We start from the raw sequence: 20,428 nt of genomic DNA on the forward strand, positions 1-20,428 counted from the left end.
CGATCGAATAAGCTTTCATTTTTTCTGCTGATGTACTGAATGTAGTGTACCACATTTACATGGAATTTGCTGTATATGCTTTAGGGCAAAACAACATGACATTTATACGAGCGTGGCGATTCATAACACTGATGCTGGCTTCATTTAGTCTGAGTTTGTCTATGACACATTTGCTAGAGTTGCCGCAAAGAATGCAGTTTGACCAGCAACTTTGGGTGAGAGTAACGGTCTTTGAAAATGTTTATAAGTTGTTTGGCTCAGTCGGCGCAGTTTTTGAAGTTACAGCGATTTTGACAGCAATCGTGCTGGCATTTCTTGTTCGCAAACATGGTTCAAGTTTTTACTGGACGTTGGGCGGAGCAATTCTTTTGGTGCTGGGGTTTGTGAGTTGGATCATGTTTGTTGCGCCAATGAATGCTGAATTCGCCCAATGGTTGACGAATCCCGTTCCAGCAGATTGGACGCGGTATCGTGACCAATGGGAGTATGCACACGCAGTCAACGCCTTGATTAAAATCATTGGGCTAAGTTTGCTCGTGATTTCTGTGCTTGTTGAAACGCCGAAAAAGAGAGCGATCGATTCGGATCGTGAGTGAGGCTCGTTTATTAGATGGATGAGCTGCTAAAGGGTGGGGCTGCCTATGCGCTGGTAAGGTTGCTTGCAGGACATTAAAAATAAAGTAGAAAATGATGAATCTACATCTTTGATTAAATGTTCTTTACTTCTTTCTATTCTCGGGTTATTCAAATTGGCAAAATGTTCTAAAAAACTGGTATTAAAAAAACATCGAAGGCAATGAATCAGTTTGCTTTTGTTGAAAATTTACAGCTTTACTAAAACCTCTTGCCCTTGATAAAACCCATAAACTACAACGAAGTACATTGAATTTTAGTCGGATTTAACTGTAGCATATTTTGGGTTCCAGTTAAGATGCGTTTACCCTGCCGTTGAATCAACGATTAAACGAATTGGAAGCTTGGGTGAAACTATCGGGGCGAGCGTGGAATATCGAGAGTGTTTCCTCTATCTTTTCTCTTCGCTGTGCTTATCTTAATGGTCAACTTTCAGCTTGATGTATCTGCATTCATTGAGATGCACCTGGGCGTCCCGCCCGAAGGCGTGTATTTTCACAGAAGGCGGGACACCCCACAAGAATCATCATCAAATTGTGCAACGCCGAATTTTAAGGTATCCCCAGCCACAACCTACAGGATTTTAACTCACATTTTTAGTCACGAAATTTCAGTGCAGAATGCTCTGACAGCTTCTGCAAACTGCTGGTTGTGCTCGATTAATGCCATGTGTCCTCCTCGCTTTATAGTAACTAGCTCTGCTTGAGGTAATTCTGCTTTCATTCGCAGGCTAGCTGGGGGGGTAGTGGCGATATCTGAATCGCCGCAGATCACCAACACTGGAATGTCAATTGATGGCAAAGTTTTTGTTTCGTCAAAGTTGAGCATTCCCAGTGTGCCACGAGCGAGAACGCCGGGAGAACCCAAGGCTGATAAGAAAGCTGAGAAATCTAATTGACCGCGCGTTTCAGTGCCTTTAAATCCCGATACTTCTACACTGATGTACAGTGAACCATTGAGATAGCTCAGCCAAGTCATTCCCCACATAATAGGTTCAAGAGCTATGGTGAGATAGAGCAGAGGTTGAAGCAGCGGCTTCTGCAAAGCACGTAATAAACCGCTAAAAATAGCGGTTTTGAGGGGATTAGTATAAGTGGTATCTACCAGAATTAAACCAGCTACTCGACTACCGAGAAGTTCTGGGAAAAGCCGACTGAATGTTAGAGAAATCATGCCGCCCATGCTGTGTCCAAGTAGGATAACAGGTTTAGTTCCTGCTATGGCAATGACGGCTTCGAGATCGCGGGCAAATTTTTCTAGGGAGTAGTCGCTGTTTTTTGGTCGAGTGGATTTTCCCAGACCTGGAAGATCCCAAACAATCACTCGGAAGCGATCGCTTAGTTGCCGTTTCGCGTAATACCAAACCATACTATTCGGCCCCCAACCGTGTGAGAGGATAATCGGCTGTCCGTCCTCTGGGCCGTAGAATTCTACTTGTAAAATAGTGCCATCAGGCCTCTCTACTCGCTGAACCGTACCCGTCCGCGTCGGCTTGGGTTCATCAGCACCGGGGCGGCGGAACAGTGGCAAACTGATCAAGCGCCCACCAACAGACCAAAGAAGCATCAATACTCCGCTGACTAAGTAGGAAATCCCTACAAGTGCGCCGATGTACCATTCGTAAATAATGTATATACCTCCGCCAAGTACCCCGATGGACAGCAGTCCCACCAGCCATAGGAACAGGAAATTGAAAGGCATGAACGGCATAAGCTGAAACCTTGGGTAGGATTTTGGTTGCGGATTCACACAGAATCATACTCAGGTTAGGCCACAGTAAGCAAGCGATCAGTTAAGCTCTTAATTTGTGCGCTGGTAGAATTTATTTTATTGATTTGCCCAAGTTAATGACAGGATGACTCAAAATGCCCGATCCAAAAATATCGAGTTCATCGCCAAATGCCAGAGATTCTGTCACGGTGGAGTTAGTTGAGTTTTTATCTTACCTTCGCAGTTTAGATATTAATATTTTTGTTGAGGGATATCGCCTGCGCTGCAACGCTCCAGAAGGAATTATTACACCCGAACTGCGCGCCGAAATTTCTCAGAAAAAAGCAGAAATTATTTCCTTTTTAAAAGCAGCTAATCGTACTTCTAGTTTCACTCCTACACCGATTGTTCCGATGGGGCGGGACGGAAATCTACCGCTTTCCTTTGCACAGCAGCGCTTGTGGTTTCTCGACCAATTAGTACCGAACAATCCTTTTTATAATGTTCCTGCAGCATTGCGTTTGACAGGTTCGCTCAATTTTTCGGCGCTGCAACAAACCTTCAATGAAATTGTGCGCCGCCACGAAGCTTTACGCACGACTTTAGCAGTAGTTTCGGGGCAACCTGTTCAGAGAATAGGTGCTGCTTTCCATCTTCCGATTAATGTAGTGGACTTGCGAAACTTGCCAAAGGAATATCGACAAAATGAAGCAAACAGGCTCACCGCCCAGGAAGCTCAACGCTCTTTCAATTTGTCCAATGACTTGTTGCTGCGAGTCACATTATTGCAGTTAGATGATGCCGAATATTTATTAATGCTGAATATGCACCACATTGTCTCCGATGGTTGGTCTATCGGAGTGCTTATTCAGGAATTAGGCGCACTTTACACGGCATTTGCTAGCGAAAAACCTTCGCCTTTACCGGATTTGTCGATCCAGTATGCTGATTTTGCCAAATGGCAGCGCGAATGGCTGCAAGGGGAAGTTTTAGAAACGCAGCTTGCTTACTGGCGACAGCAATTAAACGGCATTTCTATGCTAAATTTGCCTGCGGATCGACCCCGACCAGCAATTCAAAGTTACCGAGGCAAAAGGCAATTTTTGCAACTGCCAAAACAACTGAGCGAGGCTTTAGAAACGTTGAGCCAGCGCGAAGGAGTGACGCTGTTTATGACAATGCTGGCAGCTTTTAAAACGTTGCTTTACCATTACGCCCAGCAAGAAGATATTGTGGTAGGTTCGCCGATCGCCAATCGCAACCGCAGTGAAATTGAAGCATTAATCGGTTTTTTTGTCAACAGTTTGGTGTTGCGTACAGATTTGTCGGGAAATCCAACTTTTCGGGAACTTTTAAACCGAGTCAAAGAGGTAGCATTAGGAGCTTACGCTCACCAAGATTTGCCGTTTGAGAAGTTAGTAGAAGAACTGCACCCCGATCGCGCGTTGAACCAAAATCCCTTATTTCAGGTGGCGTTTGCGCTGCAAAACGCGCCGGGGAATCAGTTAGAATTGCCAGAATTAACACTCAGCCCGCAGCAGTTAGATGTGGGTACAGCGCGGTTTGATTTGGAGTTTCATTTGTGGGAGCGAGCGCCCAACAGCTTGGGAAGCAACCAATCGCCCAGCAATAAGCTATGGGTTGATAGCTCCGAGGGCATCAGCGGCATGGTTATTTACAGCGCCGATTTATTTGATGAAGCTACGATTACCCGAATGTTAGGGCATTTTAAAACCTTGTTAGAAAGCATTGTGGCAAATCCCGAAGAGCGAATTGCCAACTTGCAATATTTGAGCGCCCAAGAGCGCTATCATTTGTTAGTTGAATGCAACAATACTCAGACGGATTATCCGCAAGATTTGTGCATCCATCAGCTATTTGAAATGCAGGCCGATCGGACACCGGATGCGGTGGCGCTGGTATTTGGAGAGGAGCAAGTCACCTACCAGCAGCTCAATCTCCGCAGCAACCAACTAGCACGTTATTTGCAAAAAATGGGGGTTGGGGCGGAAGTTTTAGTCGGGCTTTGCTGCGGGCGATCGCTCGATCTGATTGTGGGGATGTTGGGTATCCTGAAAGCGGGAGGAGCTTACTTAATTTTAGATCCGAGCTATCCTGCTGAGCGATCGAGCTTTATGGTAAAAGATGCTCAAGTGTCAGTATTGCTTGCCCGCCAGGGAATAAATTCCCCCTCTTATAGCGAAAGTCGTCTAAAGACGACTGAAGGAGAACAAGTTTCCAGTCGGCTTCAGCCGACTTCAGCTATGAGCCAGGGAATTTATTCCCTGGTGGATGATGGCGAAGTGCAAAATTTAGAAACACAGTCAGATGATAAAATTCACTATCCAAGGGTTGTTTTTCTAGACACAGACTGGGAAATGATTTCCCAAGAAATCGCCGACAATCCCACCAGCGCAGCCACAGCCGAAAATCGGGCTTACGCGATTTATACCTCCGGCTCCACGGGAAAGCCGAAAGGAGTGGAAATTGAGCACGGGAGCTGGTTAAATCTCGTTTTTTGGCATCAAAGAGAGTTTGGGGTGTCAGCGGGCGATCGAGCAACGCAAATAGCAGCGATCGGCTTTGATGCTTGCGGGTGGGAAATTTGGCCTTATCTCGCCGCCGGATCTAGCATCTACTTTCCAGAAGATGACATCAGGCGAGATCCTGAAAAACTGCAAAACTGGTTAGTATCAAAAGCCATCACCATTACCTTTTTGCCAACACCTTTAGCCGAGAAAGTTTTGCTATTAGATTGGCCTCAAACAACAGCGTTGCGAATCTTGCTCGCAGGCGGCGAAAAACTGCAACAACATCCTTTAAAATCCCATCCATTTAAGCTAGTAAATAATTACGGCCCAACCGAGAACACCGTCGTCACAACTTCCGGTTATATTCCTGCAACAGAGCAAACAGACATCGCCCCGACAATTGGCCGCCCCATTGCTAACACTCAAATCTACATATTAGACAAATATTTGCAGCCCGTACCAGTGGGCGTTGTTGGCGAATTGTACATCGGCGGAAACGGACTCGCTCGCGGCTACCTCAACCGCCCAGATTTAACCGCACAAAGCTTTATTGTCAATCCTTTTAAACCAAATTCAGGAGAGCGAATTTACAAAACCGGCGACTTAGTGCGCTACAGAGGCGATCGCAACCTGGAATTTTTGGGACGCATTGACGAACAAGTAAAAATTCGTGGTTTCCGCATCGAATTAGGAGAAATCGAGACAGTATTAACTCAACATCCCGCCGTGCAGCAAACTGTAGCAATAGCTTCGGAAGATGGACAGGGAGATAAACGTTTAGTAGCTTATATTGCCCTGAATCCAGAATATAGCAGTGCTAGCGAAAAAAACCAAATAATGCAATTGCAGGACGAACAGGTTTTGCAGTGGCAAATGCTCTACAATGAAACTTACAATCAACCTGCTGTTGACTCAGATCCAACATTTAATATTGTCGGCTGGAATAGCAGTTATACTAATCAGCCAATCCCAGCAGAACAGATGCGCGACTGGGCGAAAAATCAAGCCGCCCAAATTTTAGCTTTGCAGCCCAGCCGAGTGTTAGAAATTGGCTGCGGCACAGGTTTGTTGCTGTTCCAAATTGCCTCTCGCTGCACTCAATATTGCGGCACAGACTTTTCACCAATTTCCCTCAACTATATTCGGCAGCATTTGGCAAATCAAGAGTTAGCTAATGTAACCCTGCTTCAGAAAATGGCGACAGACTTTGAAGGAGTAGAGACAGCAGCTTTTGACGCGGTGATTCTTAACTCTGTCGTGCAATATTTCCCGAATATCGACTATCTCGTGCAGGTGCTAGAAGGTGCGGTGAAAGCAACTGCTCCCGGCGGCTTTATATTCATCGGAGATGTCCGCAGCTTGCCGTTGCTGGCAGCTTTTCACGCTTCGGTACAACTGTATCAAGCCGAACCTTCTCTCGCGGGCGAACAGTTGCAGCAGCGAGTACAAATGCAAATTTTTCAAGAAACAGAGTTAGTTATCGATCCAGATTTTTTTAGCGCATTAAAGCACCGCTTTCCGCAGATTGGCGGCGTAGAGATTCAATTAATTCGCGGTAGCGATCGCAATGAGTTAACTGATTTTCGGTACAATGCTATTCTGCATATTGCGTCTGAAACAGATCCCCCCCAATCCCCAGGGCGGTTTCATTCTCACGAAAATGGCGATTTTGTAGGGGCGGTGCCCCCGTGCCCGCCCCCACCCACAGACGATTTCACAGGCGTTTCAGACATGGGGGCAACCACGGGGGGATTGCCCCTACCGAGAATGAAACCGCCCTGCCCCCAATCCCCGGCACAAGGGGAGCGGGGCGCAGAAAAACGGCTAGATTGGTTGGATGAAAATCAGAATCTGACTGTTACCAACGTGCAACAAATATTATTGCAAAATCAACTCGATGTTTTAAGAATTGCTAATGTGCCTAATGCGCGGGTTACGGCAGCAGTTAAGGCGGCAGAATTGCTGTCTGTTGTCGATAAATTTTCCACTGCAGGTCAGTTGCAGAAAGCAGTGGAAAAAGTCGAGGATTTAGGAGTCGATCCCGAAGCGTGGTATGCTTTGGAAGTTCCGTATAATGTTAATATTAGTTGGTCTAATTCCGACAGTCAAGGGCGCTACGATGTAGTGTTTGCACGGGGCGAAATTAGAGATTTTGTGCCAGAAACCCGAAGCGATAACTTGCGTCCTTGGCGCTCTTATGCTAACAATCCCTTACAAGCTAAAGCAGCGCGTAAATTAGTGCCGCAGTTGCAGGCTTATCTAGCAGAAAAATTGCCGGAATATATGGTTCCGTCGGCTTTTGTGGTGCTGGAGTCGCTACCGGTGACGCCTAACGGAAAGGTCGATCGCCTCGCTTTGCCTGCACCGCAGCCGATTAAGTTAGAATGGGCTGGCGGTTATGTTGCGCCTCATACTTCTATTGAGGAAGTTTTAGTGAAAATTTGGGCTGAGGTTTTGGGGATAAAGCGAGTGGGTATCCGGGACAATTTCTTTGAATTAGGAGGCCATTCACTGCTGGCGACTCAGCTTGTTTCGAGAGTGCGAGATGCTTTCGGGGTAGAGTTGCCTTTGCGAAGCGTTTTTGAAGCACCGACAATCGGAGAATTATCTAAGATTGTTGAGAATTTAAAAGATAAGAATGCTAAAAGTGGGGCTCCGGCTTTAGTGGCGATTTCGCGCGATAGTCGGCGGAGGAAGCTATCATCTTTTAATCAAGAAATTAAATGAAAATGAGCGCTGGTGAAAGCGTACAGTTTCGATAAATATGCAGCAAGAAACAGATGTTTTCGTCTTCCCGGCATCCTTTGCCCAGCAGCGGCTTTGGTTCCTCAATCAATTAGCACCGGGCAATCCTTTCTACAATGTCTCAACAGCGCTCCGCTTAAAAGGTTCCCTCAACTTCAGATCCTTAGAGCAAACCTTCAACGAAATTGTGCAGCGGCACGAAACTTTACGCACCACTTTTACGCTTTTGGAAGGGGAACTCGTACAAATTATTGCTCCGATTTTAACCGTATCCCTCCCCACAATCGACTTACAAAATCTCTCGCCAAATCAGCAGGAAACCGCAGCGCTGCAACTCGCAACCGATGCAGCGCAATGCCCTTTCGATTTAGCCGTTGGGCCGTTATTTAAAGTAACGCTGTTACAAATCAGTGAAACAGAACATATATTGTTGATGAATTTACATCATATTGTGGCTGATGGTTGGTCGATTGGAGTGCTAATTCGAGAGCTGGGAACGCTTTACACAGCATTTGTAAAAAATGGGATCTCGCACTTACCAGCACTGCCCGTGCAGTACGCCGACTTTGCAGAGTGGCAGCACCAATGGTTGCAGGGCGAAGTATTAGAAACCCAGTTAGCTTATTGGCGGCAGCAGTTAAACGGAATTACCACACTCAATCTACCAACAGATAGGCAAAGACCAGCCGTTCCATCCTACCGCGGCGCCAAACAATTTATAACGCTATCACCTGCTTTGAGCGAGGCGCTAAAGTCATTGAGCCAGCAAGAAAGCGCGACTTTATTTATCACTCTACTAGCCGCTTTTCAAACTTTGCTGTACCGCTATACAGGACAAGTAGATATTGCAGTAGGAACGCCGATCGCCAATCGCAACTTGAGCGAAATAGAAGCATTAATCGGTTTTTTTGTCAACAGTTTAGTGCTGCGTGCAGATTTATCAGGAAACCCAACTTTTCGGGAACTATTGCATCGGGTAAAAAACGTCGCAATGGCAGCCTACGCCCACCAAGATTTGCCCTTCGAGAAGTTGGTTGAGGAATTGCACCCCGATCGCGAGTTGAGCCGCAACCCCCTATTTCAAGTTAGTTTCAGCCTGCAAAACACTCCTGTAGCAGCGCTAGAATTGCCGGGAATCGTTGGAGAGGCGATCGACTTTGACGCGGGAACCGCCAAGCTCGATTTAGAGTGCCACTTGTGGGAAAATGCAGGAAGTATTCAAGGGCAATTTGTCTACAGCACAGACTTATTTGATAGTGGCACAATTGCGCGCATGGCGGGGCATTTCCAAACGCTGCTTGAAGCCATTGTTGCCAATCCCAAACAGCACCTCAGCGACTTGGCTTTGCTGACAGCGCCAGAATACCAGCAATTATTAAATGATTGGAATGACACTCAGAGAGATTATCCGCAAAACCAGTGTTTCCATCAGCTATTTGAAGAGCGAGTCGCGCGATCGCCCCATGCTGTCGCCGCCGTCTTTGAAAACCAGCAGTTAACCTACCGCCAACTCAACAGCCGAGCCAACCAACTTGCACGTTACTTGCAGCAATTGGGAGCAGCGCCAGAAGTTTTAGTGGGCCTTTGTGTAGAACGTTCCTTAGATGCGATCGTCGGATTGCTAGGCATTATCAAAGCAGGTGCAGCCTACCTGCCTTTAGATCCAACTTATCCTCAAGAGCGGCTTAACTTCATGTTAGAAGATGCTCAGGTGTCGATTTTGGTAACTCAGCAGCACTTAGCACAAAACTTGACGCAGCCGGAAAATTACGGAGTTTTTTCAGTACTGTGTTTGGACTCCGACAGAGAAATTATCGCCCGACAAAGCCCAGAAAACCCAACTACAAAAATCCTACCAACAAACCTAGCCTACGTCATTTACACATCTGGTTCAACCGGAAAACCCAAAGGCGTTTTAATCGAACATCGGGGACTATACAACTTAGCCCTAGCTCAAATAGAAGCTTTTAACTTAAACTCAAATCACCGCATTTTACAATTCGCCTCCCTGAGTTTTGATGCCTCAATCTTTGAGATTGTCATGGCCTTGGGAACCGGAGCAACACTTTACTGTGCCAAGAAAGAATCTTTGTTGCCCGGACAAACATTAATCCAATTTTTGCAGGACAATGCTATTACCCACGCTACCCTCCCGCCCTCGCTGCTAGCTGTCCTTCCAAACGCCGAACTTCCCGCACTGCAAACAATCATCTGTGCTGGCGAATCCTGTTCCCCGGATATTGTTAAACGCTGGGCTTCCCGGCGCAGATTTTTTAACGCTTACGGCCCTACAGAAGCGACAGTCTGGTCAAGTTTGGCAGAAATTGGCGATTCCCTGCGGGATAGCTTCCCTTCACGCAAAAAACCGCCCATCGGCCGCCCAATAGCTAACACTCAACTCTATATTTTAGATAAAAATTTACAGCCTGTACCCGTTGGAATTCCCGGTGAATTGTACATCGGCGGCAGCGGATTGGCGCGAGGCTACCTGAACCGCCCCGAATTAACCGCCCAGCGATTTATTGCTAATCCGTTTAGCCAGAAAGCAGGGGAACGAATTTATAAAACTGGTGACTTAGCTCGCTATTTTCCCGACGGCAATATTGAGTTTTTAGGCCGCACTGACGAACAGGTAAAAATTCGCGGTTATCGAATAGAATTGGGAGAAATTGAAGCGCTGCTGGTTCAGCATCCAGCAGTCAAAGAAACAGCGGCGGTTGTTGTGGATGATTTGTCTGGCAACAAACGCCTACTTGCTTATGTCGTCCCCAATCACAATCAGACGCTTAATCCCGGGGAAATACGCAATTTCCTCAAACAACAACTGCCCAATTACATGATTCCCAGTGCTTTTGTGGCGATGGATTTTCTGCCCCTAACTCCCAATGGCAAAATCGACCGCCAGCGCCTACCTGTACCGGGAACTCTAACTAGCAATTCAATAGATCAAAGCTGCATTGCACCTCGCACACCAACCGAGTCAACCCTCGCCAAAATTTGGGCCACAATCCTCAACACAGAGTGCGTTGGCATTCGCGACAACTTCTTCGATTTGGGTGGAGATTCCCTGCTGGCAATCCGCCTCATCAATGAGATTAACCAGCAATTTGAGCGGCAGTTACCGCTGTCTGCTCTTTTTTTAAATCCGACAATTCAAGGTTTAGCAGATTCGCTATATTCAGGAACAAATTCTCTGGAATGGTCGCCTTTAGTTGCAATTAAGCCTCGCGGTAAAAATCCCCCGTTCTTCTGCGTCCATCCCATCTTTGGCGTCGTATTTCCTTATGTCGAGTTAGCGTTTCAGCTAGGAGAAAATCAACCGTTTTACGGGCTGCAACCTAAAGGGATTGACGGCGAAACTTCTCCGTTAACTAGCATTGAAGACATGGCGGCTGACTACATCGCAGCTTTGCGTACCGTTCAACCAAAAGGGCCTTATTTTTTAGGAGGCTGGTCTTTTGGAGGTTTGGTTGCTTTTGAGATGGCTCAACAGTTGCTCGCAGCGGGGGATGAAGTGGCTTTACTTGCTATGCTGGATACTTTAGCGCCGGTTTCTGGTAACAAACCTTCTTTTTGGGACGGTTGCAAGTTTATTCTGACTACTGTTTCGCGCTCTATCTGGCCTTTTGTAGTAGATTATTTTCGCTTGGTGGCTGCGGCAGAAAATGTTCAAAGTGGCGGTATTGCGGCCAAATTTCCGAAATTAAATAAGATGCTTAATTTTGCAGCTAATTTTTTGCATCGCTGGAATTGGAAACAGGCCGTTATGGTTAGCATCCTATCTCAGGAGTCAAAAGAACGGAGCTGGCGCGAGCTGGCAATTCCTTCGATGTTTACTGTATTTCAGGCTAATAGTCAAGCAACTCTCAGCTATGTACCGAAAATTTATCCGCAGCGAATAACTCTGTTTAGATCGAGGGAAAAGCTAAGCATGAGTAATCAAGATCCGACTCTTGGCTGGAGTGAATTAACCGCCCAAAAAGTAGAGGTGATTAGGGTTCCTGGGAATCACCTGACTATGTTGAGAAAGCCCAACGTCGAGGTGCTGGCTCAAAAGCTGAAGCATTGCTTGGAGAAGGAATTAAGTGATTGATTTGCCCGCGTGCTGGTGTGCCACAACCGGGTTTGATGTGCGAAAGTGCTATTAGTCCTGAATCTTATGTTCATCTGCGTGAATCAGCGTCCATCCATTGTCATCTGCGGTTTACATTCTCTTTTTTAAACCGCAGATGAGGGCAGATAAACACAGATTAACGCAGATGAATTAGATCAATTTTGGTTGCACAATCCATCGGTGATTGTTGACTGTTGACTGTTCTGAAATTCCTCAATCTAAAATCTAAAATCTAAAATCTAAAATCGATTGATTGGGCGATGCTGAAGATGATAGCAGCCAAACCTGCTGCGATCGGAATTGTCACCAGCCAAGCCGAACCAATGGACAGCAAAGTTTGCAAGCGTACTGTTTTCCAAGCTTTGATCAGCCCGACTCCGACGACTGCACCGACTAAAGCGTGGGATGTGGAAACTGGCAAACCGAAGCGGGATGCTAGCAAGACTGTGGTGGCTGTGGCTAATTCCGCGCAAAATCCGCCGCTTGGTTGGAGTTCGATGATCTTTTCGCCGACTGTGGCAATTACATTTTTACCCCAGATAGTTAAACCGATGACTATTCCTGCGCCTCCGAGGACTAAAATCCACAGGGGAACGCTGAAATCTCCTGAGGGAAAGGAACCTGTGCGCCGGATGTAGGCGATCGCAGCTAGGGGAGCAACGGCATTGCCTACGTCGTTGGAACCGTGGGAAAATGCTACAAAACAGGCGCTTAAGACTTGAAATCTCGCCATTTGTTGCTCGATGGGAGAGTGGCGGGGAGGGGGAGAGGGGAAGAGGGGGAGAGTGGGAGATTGGGAAAATATTCCCTCTTTCTTATTCCTTGCATCCGTTACATCCGTTACATCCGTTACAAAATCCGCTGCCGAACCTTCTTCCTTCTCAACTGATTCTAATTTTTTCCAGCTAGTGAGTGTGAGGCCGATCGCCCCCATACTCCCGATGCCAATGACAATATCGTGAATTGGCAGATTCCAGCCAAATCGATCCTGCGCTAGGGCGATCGCCCCTGTCTGTACCAAAGCGACATTCACAACAGACGGCAGTACAATTATCCCAAATACGCTCAGCATTGCTGCACTCAGCCAAGGTATCCACTCGCGCATTTGAGATAGAGGATCTGGTCGATCGAGAATCGAATACTTCACCACACTGTAAAATAGCGCGGCTAAAGCACCGCTGGCGATCGGTGTCGCCACCCAAGTGAGGGAGATGGTGCCGATGGTTCCCCAATCAACCGCATTAATTCCGGCTGCAACACAGCTAAAACCCGCGATCGCGCCCACCACTGCATGGGATGAAGAAACCGGCAAACCTCGACTGGTAGCGATTTGCAGCCATATCCCGCAAGCTATCAGCACTGAGACCATCCCGATTAAAAATACTTGCGGTTGGGCAGCGAACACTTGTGCATTGACAACTCCTGTTGCCAGAGTTTCGGAAACTCCTTGGCCGAACAGCACTGCGCCGGAAAACTCCAGTATGCCTGCAACAATTATTGCCTGCCGCAGCGTTAGCGCCTTCGAGCCTACGGATGTCCCCATCGAGTTAGCGACATCGTTGGCGCCCAAGTTGGCGGCGACGTACAAGGCCAGTGCGGCCATTGCCCCTAGTTGCAGAAATACGACCCCAGAGCTATCTAACATAGAAATTTTTTGACATAAAACGGGCATTTCGATATATGATAAGGGATTGTGAGTTTTGGTAAATCCGATGAAAGGCGCAGAAATAATCCGTTCTATCGAAACGGCAGAAATAGATAGAGTCAAGCAAGAACTCAATAAACAAGTTCCCGAAATTTACGTCGGCGACACAGTGCGAGTCGGCGTAAGAATTAAAGAGGGTAACAAAGAACGGGTTCAGCCCTACGAAGGGACTGTGATTGCCATGCGTAACGGCGGGATTAATGAAACAATCACCGTCCGCCGCGTGTTTCAGGGCGTCGGCGTGGAACGGGTGTTTTTGATTCACTCGCCCCGAATCGCCACGATCCAAGTGATGCGCCGCGGGAAAGTCCGCAGAGCAAAACTTTACTACCTGCGCGATCGGGTGGGCAAAGCTACTCGCGTCAAACAGCGGTTCGATCGCTCCCTGTAGGAATGCACCCAGCTTTCCCTTGGTTCATGGTTCATGGGAAATTAAAAAATTTCAAAAAAAGTTTCCCATTTACGAGCGCACTGTGTTAAAATAGAAATCTAGAGGTTAAGCGAATTTCAGCAACCTCACCTGTGCGCTCTTAGTTCAGTTGGTAGAACGCAGGTCTCCAAAACCTGATGTCGGGGGTTCAAGTCCTCCAGGGCGCGCTGAATCACCAAACTTTAAATTCTGCCCGAAAGCGCCCGGATTATTGGCTGGCAACAGTCAAAACCGCAAACTTTCGGGTAGAATTAATTTTTGTGGGCGGTTCGCAAAAAATGCCATCAACAAATGCTCGGTGTGGCTTCTCGATCATCGGTTTCGGCGATCGGCATTTACGCCGTTGATTGGTTGGGCTTGTAAAAAAGTCGTGGCTTTAGATTTGAGATTTAAGACTTGGGCGTAAGTGGTTAGTGTCACAAAATCTGAGAGCCACGGGCCACTCACACCATCTAAAATCTAAAATCTAAAATCTAAAATCGCAAGGGGGATTAAATCGTGGCGAAAAAAGACGAAGCTCAAGAAACTCAAGAAATAACGGCGCCTGGGTTTGACCCTGCGGGTTTTTTTAAGGAAACTAGAGAAGAACTCGACAAAGTGGTTTGGCCCAGCAGGCAGCAGCTAATCAGCGAGTCTTTGGCCGTGCTTTTGATGGTAATCCTCTCAGCAAGCCTGATCTATTTGGTGGATAATTTCTTTAACTGGGGCGCGGGAAAGGTGTTTGGGCCATGACTTTTGCATCAGAAGAATCTGAGTATTCCACAGAAGCGACGGGACAGGCAGCATCGCCAGATGTGCCGGAGATTGATGCTCGCTGGTATGCTGTTCAAGTTGCCTCTGGCTGCGAAAAGCGCGTGAAGGCAAACTTGCAGCAGCGGATTCAAACTTTGGATGTTGCCGATCGCATCGTTCAAGTAGAAATTCCGCAAACTCCGGCAATCAAAGTCGGCAAAGACGGTTCCAGGCGGCAGTCAGATGAAAAAATCTTTCCCGGCTACGTACTCATCCGTATGTTTATGGACGAGGATACGTGGCAGGTGATCAAAAATACCCCCAATGTAATTAACTTTGTCGGGGCAGAGCAGAAACGCCGCTACGGGCGCGGCAGGGGTCACGTCAAACCGCTACCTCTGAGTCATTCAGAAGTAGAACGGATCTTCAGAAACGCTCAGGAATCAGAACCAGTTGTCAAAGTATCGATGTCTACTGGAGACCACGTTGTGGTACTTTCCGGGCCATTTAAGGATTTTGAAGGTGATGTGATTGAAGTTAGCCCGGAACGAAACAAGCTCAAAGTTTTACTCTCGATTTTTGGGCGCGATACGCCTGTAGAATTGGAGTTCAATCAGGTTCAGAAACAGAACTAACTAATGGCAAAGAAAGTTGTTGCAGTAATTAAGTTGGCGATTACGGCGGGAAAAGCCAACCCAGCTCCTCCGATCGGCCCAGCCCTGGGTCAGCACGGCGTCAATATTATGATGTTTTGCAAGGAGTACAATGCTAGAACCGCAGACCAAGCAGGTCTGGTGGTTCCGGTAGAAATTTCGGTTTTTGAAGACCGCAGTTTTACGTTTATTCTCAAAACCCCGCCGGCGTCGGTTTTGATCCAAAAAGCGGCTGGCATTGCTAAAGGTTCGGGAGAACCTAATCGCAAGCAAGTAGGGACGATTACACAGGCTCAGTTACGAGAAATCGCTGAAACCAAAATGCCTGACCTCAATGCTAATGATGTTGAGGCTGCTATGAAAATTGTGGCAGGAACGGCTAAAAATATGGGCGTGGCGATCGCGGATTAAAGTCAGTTGTCAGTTGTCAGTTGACAGTTGTCAGTAATTCAGGATTTTGAAGCTAAAATCTTCAAGCTAAAATCGCAAATCCTAAGTCGGTTCAGGGGGAGAAGCAAAGCTTCGCTAGTAACCGAAAACGGGTAGATTTTAAGATTGTCCGATAGGTTCAATCTAAAATCTAAAATCTAAAATCTAAAATCGACTGACCCCAGGAGATAACAATGGCAAAGAAAGTATCGCGAAGACTGCAAGAACTTCAAAAGAAAGTTGAAGACAGACCTTATCTACCGCTGGAAGCTCTGCAACTTTTGAAAGAAACAGCAACCGCTAAGTTTGGCGAAGCTGCTGAAGCTCACATCCGTTTGGGAATTGACCCGAAATATACTGACCAACAGTTGCGGACAACTGTATCGCTACCAAAAGGAACTGGTCAAGTAGTCAGAATTGCGGTGATTGCTAAGGGCGAAAAAGTTAAAGAAGCTCTGAATGCCGGCGCGGATATTGCTGGTTCGGAAGAGTTGATCGATGAAATTCAGAAGGGCATGATGGACTTCGATTGCCTGATTGCTACCCCAGACGTGATGCCGTTGGTGGCAAAATTGGGTCGGTTGTTGGGCCCGCGCGGTTTGATGCCTTCTCCGAAAGGTGGCACGGTGACGACTGACATTGCTCAGGCGATTAACGAGTTTAAAGGTGGTAAACTAGAATTCCGTGCCGATCGAACTGGCATCGTTCATGTTATGTTTGGCAAGGCAGCTTTCTCAGCGGAAGATTTGCTCGTCAACCTTCATGCTTTGCAAGAAACTGTTGACCGCAACCGTCCTTCTGGTGCTAAAGGTCGCTACTGGCGCAGTTTGTACGTATCGGCAACAATGGGCCCGTCGATCGAAGTCGATATCAGTGCTCTGCGCGATACCAAACTTGATGCTGCGTAGAAAGAATTAAGCAGAAGGCAGAAGGTAAAAGACAGCTTCGGCTGTCTGTGTAAATCTCTCACAAGACTTACGCCAGACCCTTGCTAATCTCTGCCTTCTGATGATAGCCTAATCAAAAATCAATAAGCTGAAGACCGCAGGTGCCGACCGCTTAATTTCCTGCCGAGGCTGAAGAAATAAAAACTCAAGACTCAAAGATTAGAAATTTTCTATTTTTAATTCTGACTTGTTAATTTTTAATTCTCTGCCCCGGCTCTAAGGTCGGGGTTTTTGGTGGGCAGTTTTCGATCCTAAAAGGAGGTGAAATAAGTATGGGCAAAAGTTTAGCAGTAAAAAATGAGATTATTGCAGACCTCAAGCAAACCTTGAGCGAATCTCAACTGGCGATCGTGATCGACTACACGGGCTTAACTGTTGCTGAAATCACAGATTTGCGTCGGCGTTTGCGTCCGAAAGGCAGCAGTTGCCAAGTGGCAAAAAACACGCTGATGCGAATTGCGGTTGAAGGCAACGAAACCTGGCAGCCGATACAAGAATTGCTGACCGGTACGTCGGCGTTCCTGTTCGTCCAAGAAGATATTGGCGGCGCGATTAAAGCTTACCAAGAATTCCAAAAAGTCTCTAAGAAGACTGAACTTCGCGGCGGCGTGATGGAAGGACGGGTACTGAAAGAAGCTGATGTTAAAGCATTAGCTGATCTGCCGTCGAAAGAACAACTCATGGCTCAAATTGCTGGCGCTATCAACGGTGTCGCAACCAAGTTGGCTGTGGGTATCAATCAAGTTCCTACTTCGATCGCTCGCGGTCTTAAAGCTTATGCTGAAAAAGACGGCGGTTCAGCAGAAGTAGTAGCAGAAGCACAACCAGAAGCACAACCAGAAGCGCAACCAGAAGCAGAAGCAGAAAGCGCATCTGTGTAAGTCATTAGTAATTAGTCATTAGTCCTCAGTCATTAGTATTTAGCAATAGATAGAAGACTGGAGACGAAAAACTAAGGATGAATGAGCAAATCTCAAATCCCAAATCCCAAATCTACAATCGAACTAGGAGTTTAACGAATGTCTACTGCAACTGACGAAATCTTGGAAAAACTTAAGTCTCTGACTTTGCTCGAAGCTTCTGAATTGGTCAAGCAAATTGAAGAAGCTTTCGGCGTCAGCGCTGCTGCTCCTGTCGGCGGCATGATGATGATGCCTGGTATGGGTGGTGGTGCCGCTCCTGAACCCGTAGAAGAGCAAACTGAATTTACTGTCATGCTGGAAGAAGTTCCTGCTGACAAGAAAATCGCAATTCTGAAGGAAGTCCGCGCAATTACCGGTCTGGGCCTGAAGGAAGCAAAAGACTTGGTAGAAGCCGCACCGAAGGCAGTTAAGGAAGCTATTGCTAAGGAAGCTGCTGAAGAAATGAAGAAACAGCTTGAAGCTGTGGGCGCAAAAATTTCTATCAAGTAGTCAGAGAATGTAGTTGATATCAATTCTGGTGACACCGGAATGATGGTTGACTGTTGACTGTTGACTGTTGACTGTTGACTGTTGACTGTTAACTGTTAACTGTTAACTGTTAACTCTTCCCTAAAATTAATCGCGCGATAGTTACATCTCTCGCGCGATTAATTATTTTTGGCGTAGGGAAACGGCACGATGCGGTGTCCTCTTAGATTTTAGAGGCGGCCTCCATTTGTCGCACTACTGTTAAAGCAGAATAGGAAACACCGGCAGTGCCTTCTCCGGGATGGGTGGAGTCGCCTACTAACCACAAGTTTTTAATTGGTGTACGATTGGCAAATCCGAAGGGCCCGAAGGTGGGTATTCGCTGCCCGATGCCACCCACAACGCCTCTATCTCTCGCTGTGTAGCGGGCAAAGGTGCGGGGTGTGGCGGCTTCTTGGTGTACGATAGACTCTGGCGTCAAATTGAAATATTCGCTCAAACGCGCGATCGCCCCTGCGGTATATTTTTGCTTTAATCCTTCATAATCAACCGAATTCCACCACATTCGAGTATCAGTAAATGAGGAAGCGATAATTGTCGCCATTCCCTTCGGTGCTCGGCCATCACCCGGATGGCTGACTGAAACAAATAATGAATTATTCTCCCCAATCTCGCCGTCGTAATCGTAGAGAAACTGAAGGTGCGGCGGACAATTTTTCGGAATTGCACTTTCATGCACTCCCAAATAGATGACAAATGCACCGGATGCGGGCGGCAATTTATCGACTCGATATTTGTAGCCTGCCATTTGATTTGGGAGTTTGTTTGTTGTCTCTGAACTCTCTGATTTAACAGATAAATTCTCGGTTAAATTATCTGTTAAATTTTCTATAATCGGCTCGCTTGACAACAATTTTACTAAATTTTGCGCGGTCACGTTGGCAACAATGCGATCGGCTGTTTCTGTCCAAACTTCGCCGGTTTTTTGATTGCGAATCACTGTACCGGTGGCTTGGCCGTTGGCCGTGACAATACTTTCAACTGTGTGCCGCAACAGGACTTTGCCGCCGTCTCGTTCGATCGCCTCTACAAGTCGATCGCTCAACACCTGCATACTTCCTTGTAGATGATACAATCCCTGCGGCTCTTGCGAAACTCCTAAAGCCGTGGCCGCGTAAAGTAGCGCCGTTTCTTCGGTATCGACTTGAGAATACAATTTTAATTGCAAATCCAGAAAAGTTCTCAAGCGCAAATTGTCGCCCAACCCACAAAGCCGCAAAGCATCTCCCACTGTCATAAAAGTGAAAGGCAAAGTAATTAAAGTATCGGGGCGAACTGCTTGAATTAATTGCCAGAAATCCCAGAAGTTTCTGGGTGGTAAAACTGGATCGCGCCCTTGAAATTTCCAGCTAGCTTTGAACAATGCAGACAATAATTGCCAAAAAGGTTCGCTTCCAGGAAACTGCCGCTGTCTTTCTTGCTGCCACTTTTGCGGATCTCGCCACACGCTAATCGGTGCGGTTTCTCCCGGCAAAAACACCGCACAAGCGGGATCGCAGGGTGTCGCGGCGGGAAGTTCTATGTCTAATTCTGAGAAAATTCGGTGGTGAATGCCTCCGGGTTCCAATCCTGCAACCTGCGTGGCGCCGACATCGAAGGTAAAGCCTTTGCGTTTGAAGGTGGAAGCGCATCCTCCGGGGACGATCGCCTGGTCTAAGACTAGCACTTTGTATCCTCTGCGGGCTAGCAGGGCTGCTGCTGTCAGCCCGCCGATGCCGCCTCCAATTACCGTGACGCGGCCCTTAGTGTCTGCTGGATTGGATTTGCTCTCAGGGGTGCGATCGCCTCTCATAATTTATTTATTGTAATATTTCTTAATAGTATGCTCATATTTTGCAATAAAAAGCTCTTGTAGCGACAGGTTGAAATCTATCGCTACAAGAGGAAGGAGTCCGAGTTGAGTGGACATTTCAGAGGTAAGGTGCAGCCGGATCGCCCCAAGCAACCCGAGTTTTTGCCGTAGCCGATTGGAGAATCAGGGACGCCGCCACTTGTTGAGATAAGCTTCGCCAATCCCAGCCACAGCCTGCATTTGAGTTAGCTGTTCCCGCAAAGCTTTGATGGTTCTTAGCTGTTCTTGAGACTGTTGCTGCAAAGCGTCGTAATTTCGCTGTATCGCTGCACTCTGGCTCAATTCATTTTCCAGATATTGCAACTTGGCCAGTTTAACTTGGAAGTCGCCGATCGCACTTGACTTTTCTGCTAACTCGTGCTGTAAAGATTCGTAACTCGACTTCGACACGGTTTCCTGGAATTGGCTTTCGAGATTTTGCTTTTCGGTGGCGAATTGCTGCTGCAAAGATTCCAGAGCAGCGGATTTTTCGCCTAGCTGTTGCTGCAAAGATTCC

General features: G+C 47.1%; 14 protein-coding genes, 1 tRNA gene, 2 pseudogenes and 1 other annotated feature. Of the genes and pseudogenes, 13 read left to right on the forward strand and 4 right to left on the reverse strand.

The annotated features are described in order from the left end of the window. The first annotated feature begins 59 nt into the window (after window positions 1–59). Window positions 60–596 carry a hypothetical protein gene (locus QUA90_RS15750; RefSeq protein WP_333446452.1) on the forward strand — a complete coding sequence of 179 codons (537 nt, stop codon included), beginning with the start codon at window positions 60–62 and terminating at the stop codon, window positions 594–596. A gap of 351 nt (window positions 597–947) precedes the next feature. After that, window positions 948–1,074 (forward strand): annotated as a pseudogene (locus tag QUA90_RS15755) (ISKra4-like element ISMiva1 family transposase); the annotation flags it as partial. Window positions 1,075–1,233: 159 nt separating this feature from the next. Here QUA90_RS15755 and QUA90_RS15760 read toward each other — a convergent pair. Next, the gene (locus tag QUA90_RS15760) at window positions 1,234–2,343 is read right to left on the reverse strand and encodes an alpha/beta hydrolase (RefSeq protein WP_333446454.1); all 1,110 of its coding nucleotides are present in this window, start codon (window positions 2,341–2,343) and stop codon (window positions 1,234–1,236) included. Between the two features lie 155 nt (window positions 2,344–2,498). Between QUA90_RS15760 and QUA90_RS15765 the strand changes: the two genes are divergently transcribed. Next, on the forward strand, window positions 2,499–7,601 hold the full coding sequence (locus tag QUA90_RS15765) for an amino acid adenylation domain-containing protein (RefSeq protein WP_333446456.1): 5,103 nt from the start codon (window positions 2,499–2,501) through the stop codon (window positions 7,599–7,601). 37 nt (window positions 7,602–7,638) lie between these two features. Next, a complete protein-coding gene (locus tag QUA90_RS15770) occupies window positions 7,639–11,712 on the forward strand; it encodes an amino acid adenylation domain-containing protein (RefSeq protein ID WP_333446459.1) in 4,074 nt (1,357 codons plus the stop codon). Between the two features lie 253 nt (window positions 11,713–11,965). Here the strand turns inward: QUA90_RS15770 and QUA90_RS15775 are convergent, their stop codons facing one another. Next, a complete protein-coding gene (locus QUA90_RS15775) occupies window positions 11,966–13,405 on the reverse strand; it encodes an inorganic phosphate transporter (RefSeq protein ID WP_333446461.1) in 1,440 nt (479 codons plus the stop codon). 40 nt (window positions 13,406–13,445) lie between these two features. Here QUA90_RS15775 and rplS point away from each other — a divergent pair, with 40 nt between their 5' ends. From rplS to rplL, 9 genes are all read left to right on the forward strand, one after another. Beyond that, window positions 13,446–13,829, forward strand: a complete 384-nt coding sequence (gene rplS, locus QUA90_RS15780; RefSeq protein ID WP_333054363.1) for a 50S ribosomal protein L19 — start codon at window positions 13,446–13,448, stop codon at window positions 13,827–13,829. A 133-nt stretch (window positions 13,830–13,962) separates the two neighbouring features. After that, window positions 13,963–14,035, forward strand: a tRNA-Trp gene (locus QUA90_RS15785). Continuing rightward, window positions 14,006–14,215, forward strand: coding sequence for a hypothetical protein (locus QUA90_RS15790; protein ID WP_333054361.1), 210 nt, complete (start codon window positions 14,006–14,008; stop codon window positions 14,213–14,215). The genes QUA90_RS15785 and QUA90_RS15790 overlap by 30 nt, the downstream gene beginning before the upstream one ends. Before the next feature lie 151 nt (window positions 14,216–14,366). Then, window positions 14,367–14,600: a preprotein translocase subunit SecE gene (secE, locus tag QUA90_RS15795; protein ID WP_333054360.1), complete on the forward strand. Its 234-nt coding sequence runs from the start codon at window positions 14,367–14,369 to the stop codon at window positions 14,598–14,600. Then, complete coding sequence (gene nusG, locus QUA90_RS15800; protein WP_333054359.1) at window positions 14,597–15,235, forward strand: transcription termination/antitermination protein NusG; 639 nt, start codon at window positions 14,597–14,599, stop codon at window positions 15,233–15,235. The genes secE and nusG overlap by 4 nt, the downstream gene beginning before the upstream one ends. Window positions 15,236–15,238: 3 nt before the next feature. Then, complete coding sequence (rplK, locus tag QUA90_RS15805) at window positions 15,239–15,664, forward strand: 50S ribosomal protein L11 (RefSeq protein WP_006635588.1); 426 nt, start codon at window positions 15,239–15,241, stop codon at window positions 15,662–15,664. Window positions 15,665–15,876: 212 nt separating this feature from the next. Further along, a complete protein-coding gene (gene rplA, locus QUA90_RS15810; RefSeq protein ID WP_190663916.1) occupies window positions 15,877–16,590 on the forward strand; it encodes a 50S ribosomal protein L1 in 714 nt (237 codons plus the stop codon). A 109-nt stretch (window positions 16,591–16,699) separates the two neighbouring features. Beyond that, window positions 16,700–16,872: a sequence feature (ribosomal protein L10 leader region), on the forward strand. Between the two features lie 29 nt (window positions 16,873–16,901). Beyond that, complete coding sequence (gene rplJ, locus QUA90_RS15815; RefSeq protein ID WP_333325630.1) at window positions 16,902–17,510, forward strand: 50S ribosomal protein L10; 609 nt, start codon at window positions 16,902–16,904, stop codon at window positions 17,508–17,510. A 138-nt stretch (window positions 17,511–17,648) separates the two neighbouring features. Further along, entirely contained in the window at window positions 17,649–18,041 is a 393-nt protein-coding gene (gene rplL, locus QUA90_RS15820; RefSeq protein ID WP_333080347.1) for a 50S ribosomal protein L7/L12, read from the forward strand. Between the two features lie 202 nt (window positions 18,042–18,243). Here the strand turns inward: rplL and QUA90_RS15825 are convergent, their stop codons facing one another. Continuing rightward, the gene (locus tag QUA90_RS15825) at window positions 18,244–19,872 is read right to left on the reverse strand and encodes an FAD-dependent oxidoreductase (protein ID WP_333446462.1); all 1,629 of its coding nucleotides are present in this window, start codon (window positions 19,870–19,872) and stop codon (window positions 18,244–18,246) included. Window positions 19,873–20,055: 183 nt separating this feature from the next. Continuing rightward, window positions 20,056–20,428: pseudogene (locus QUA90_RS15830) on the reverse strand (CopG family transcriptional regulator); the annotation flags it as partial.

Origin of the sequence: Microcoleus sp. D3_18_C4 (assembly GCF_036702355.1) — a bacterium.
In the GTDB taxonomy this organism is placed as follows: Bacteria; Cyanobacteriota; Cyanobacteriia; order Cyanobacteriales; family Microcoleaceae; genus Microcoleus.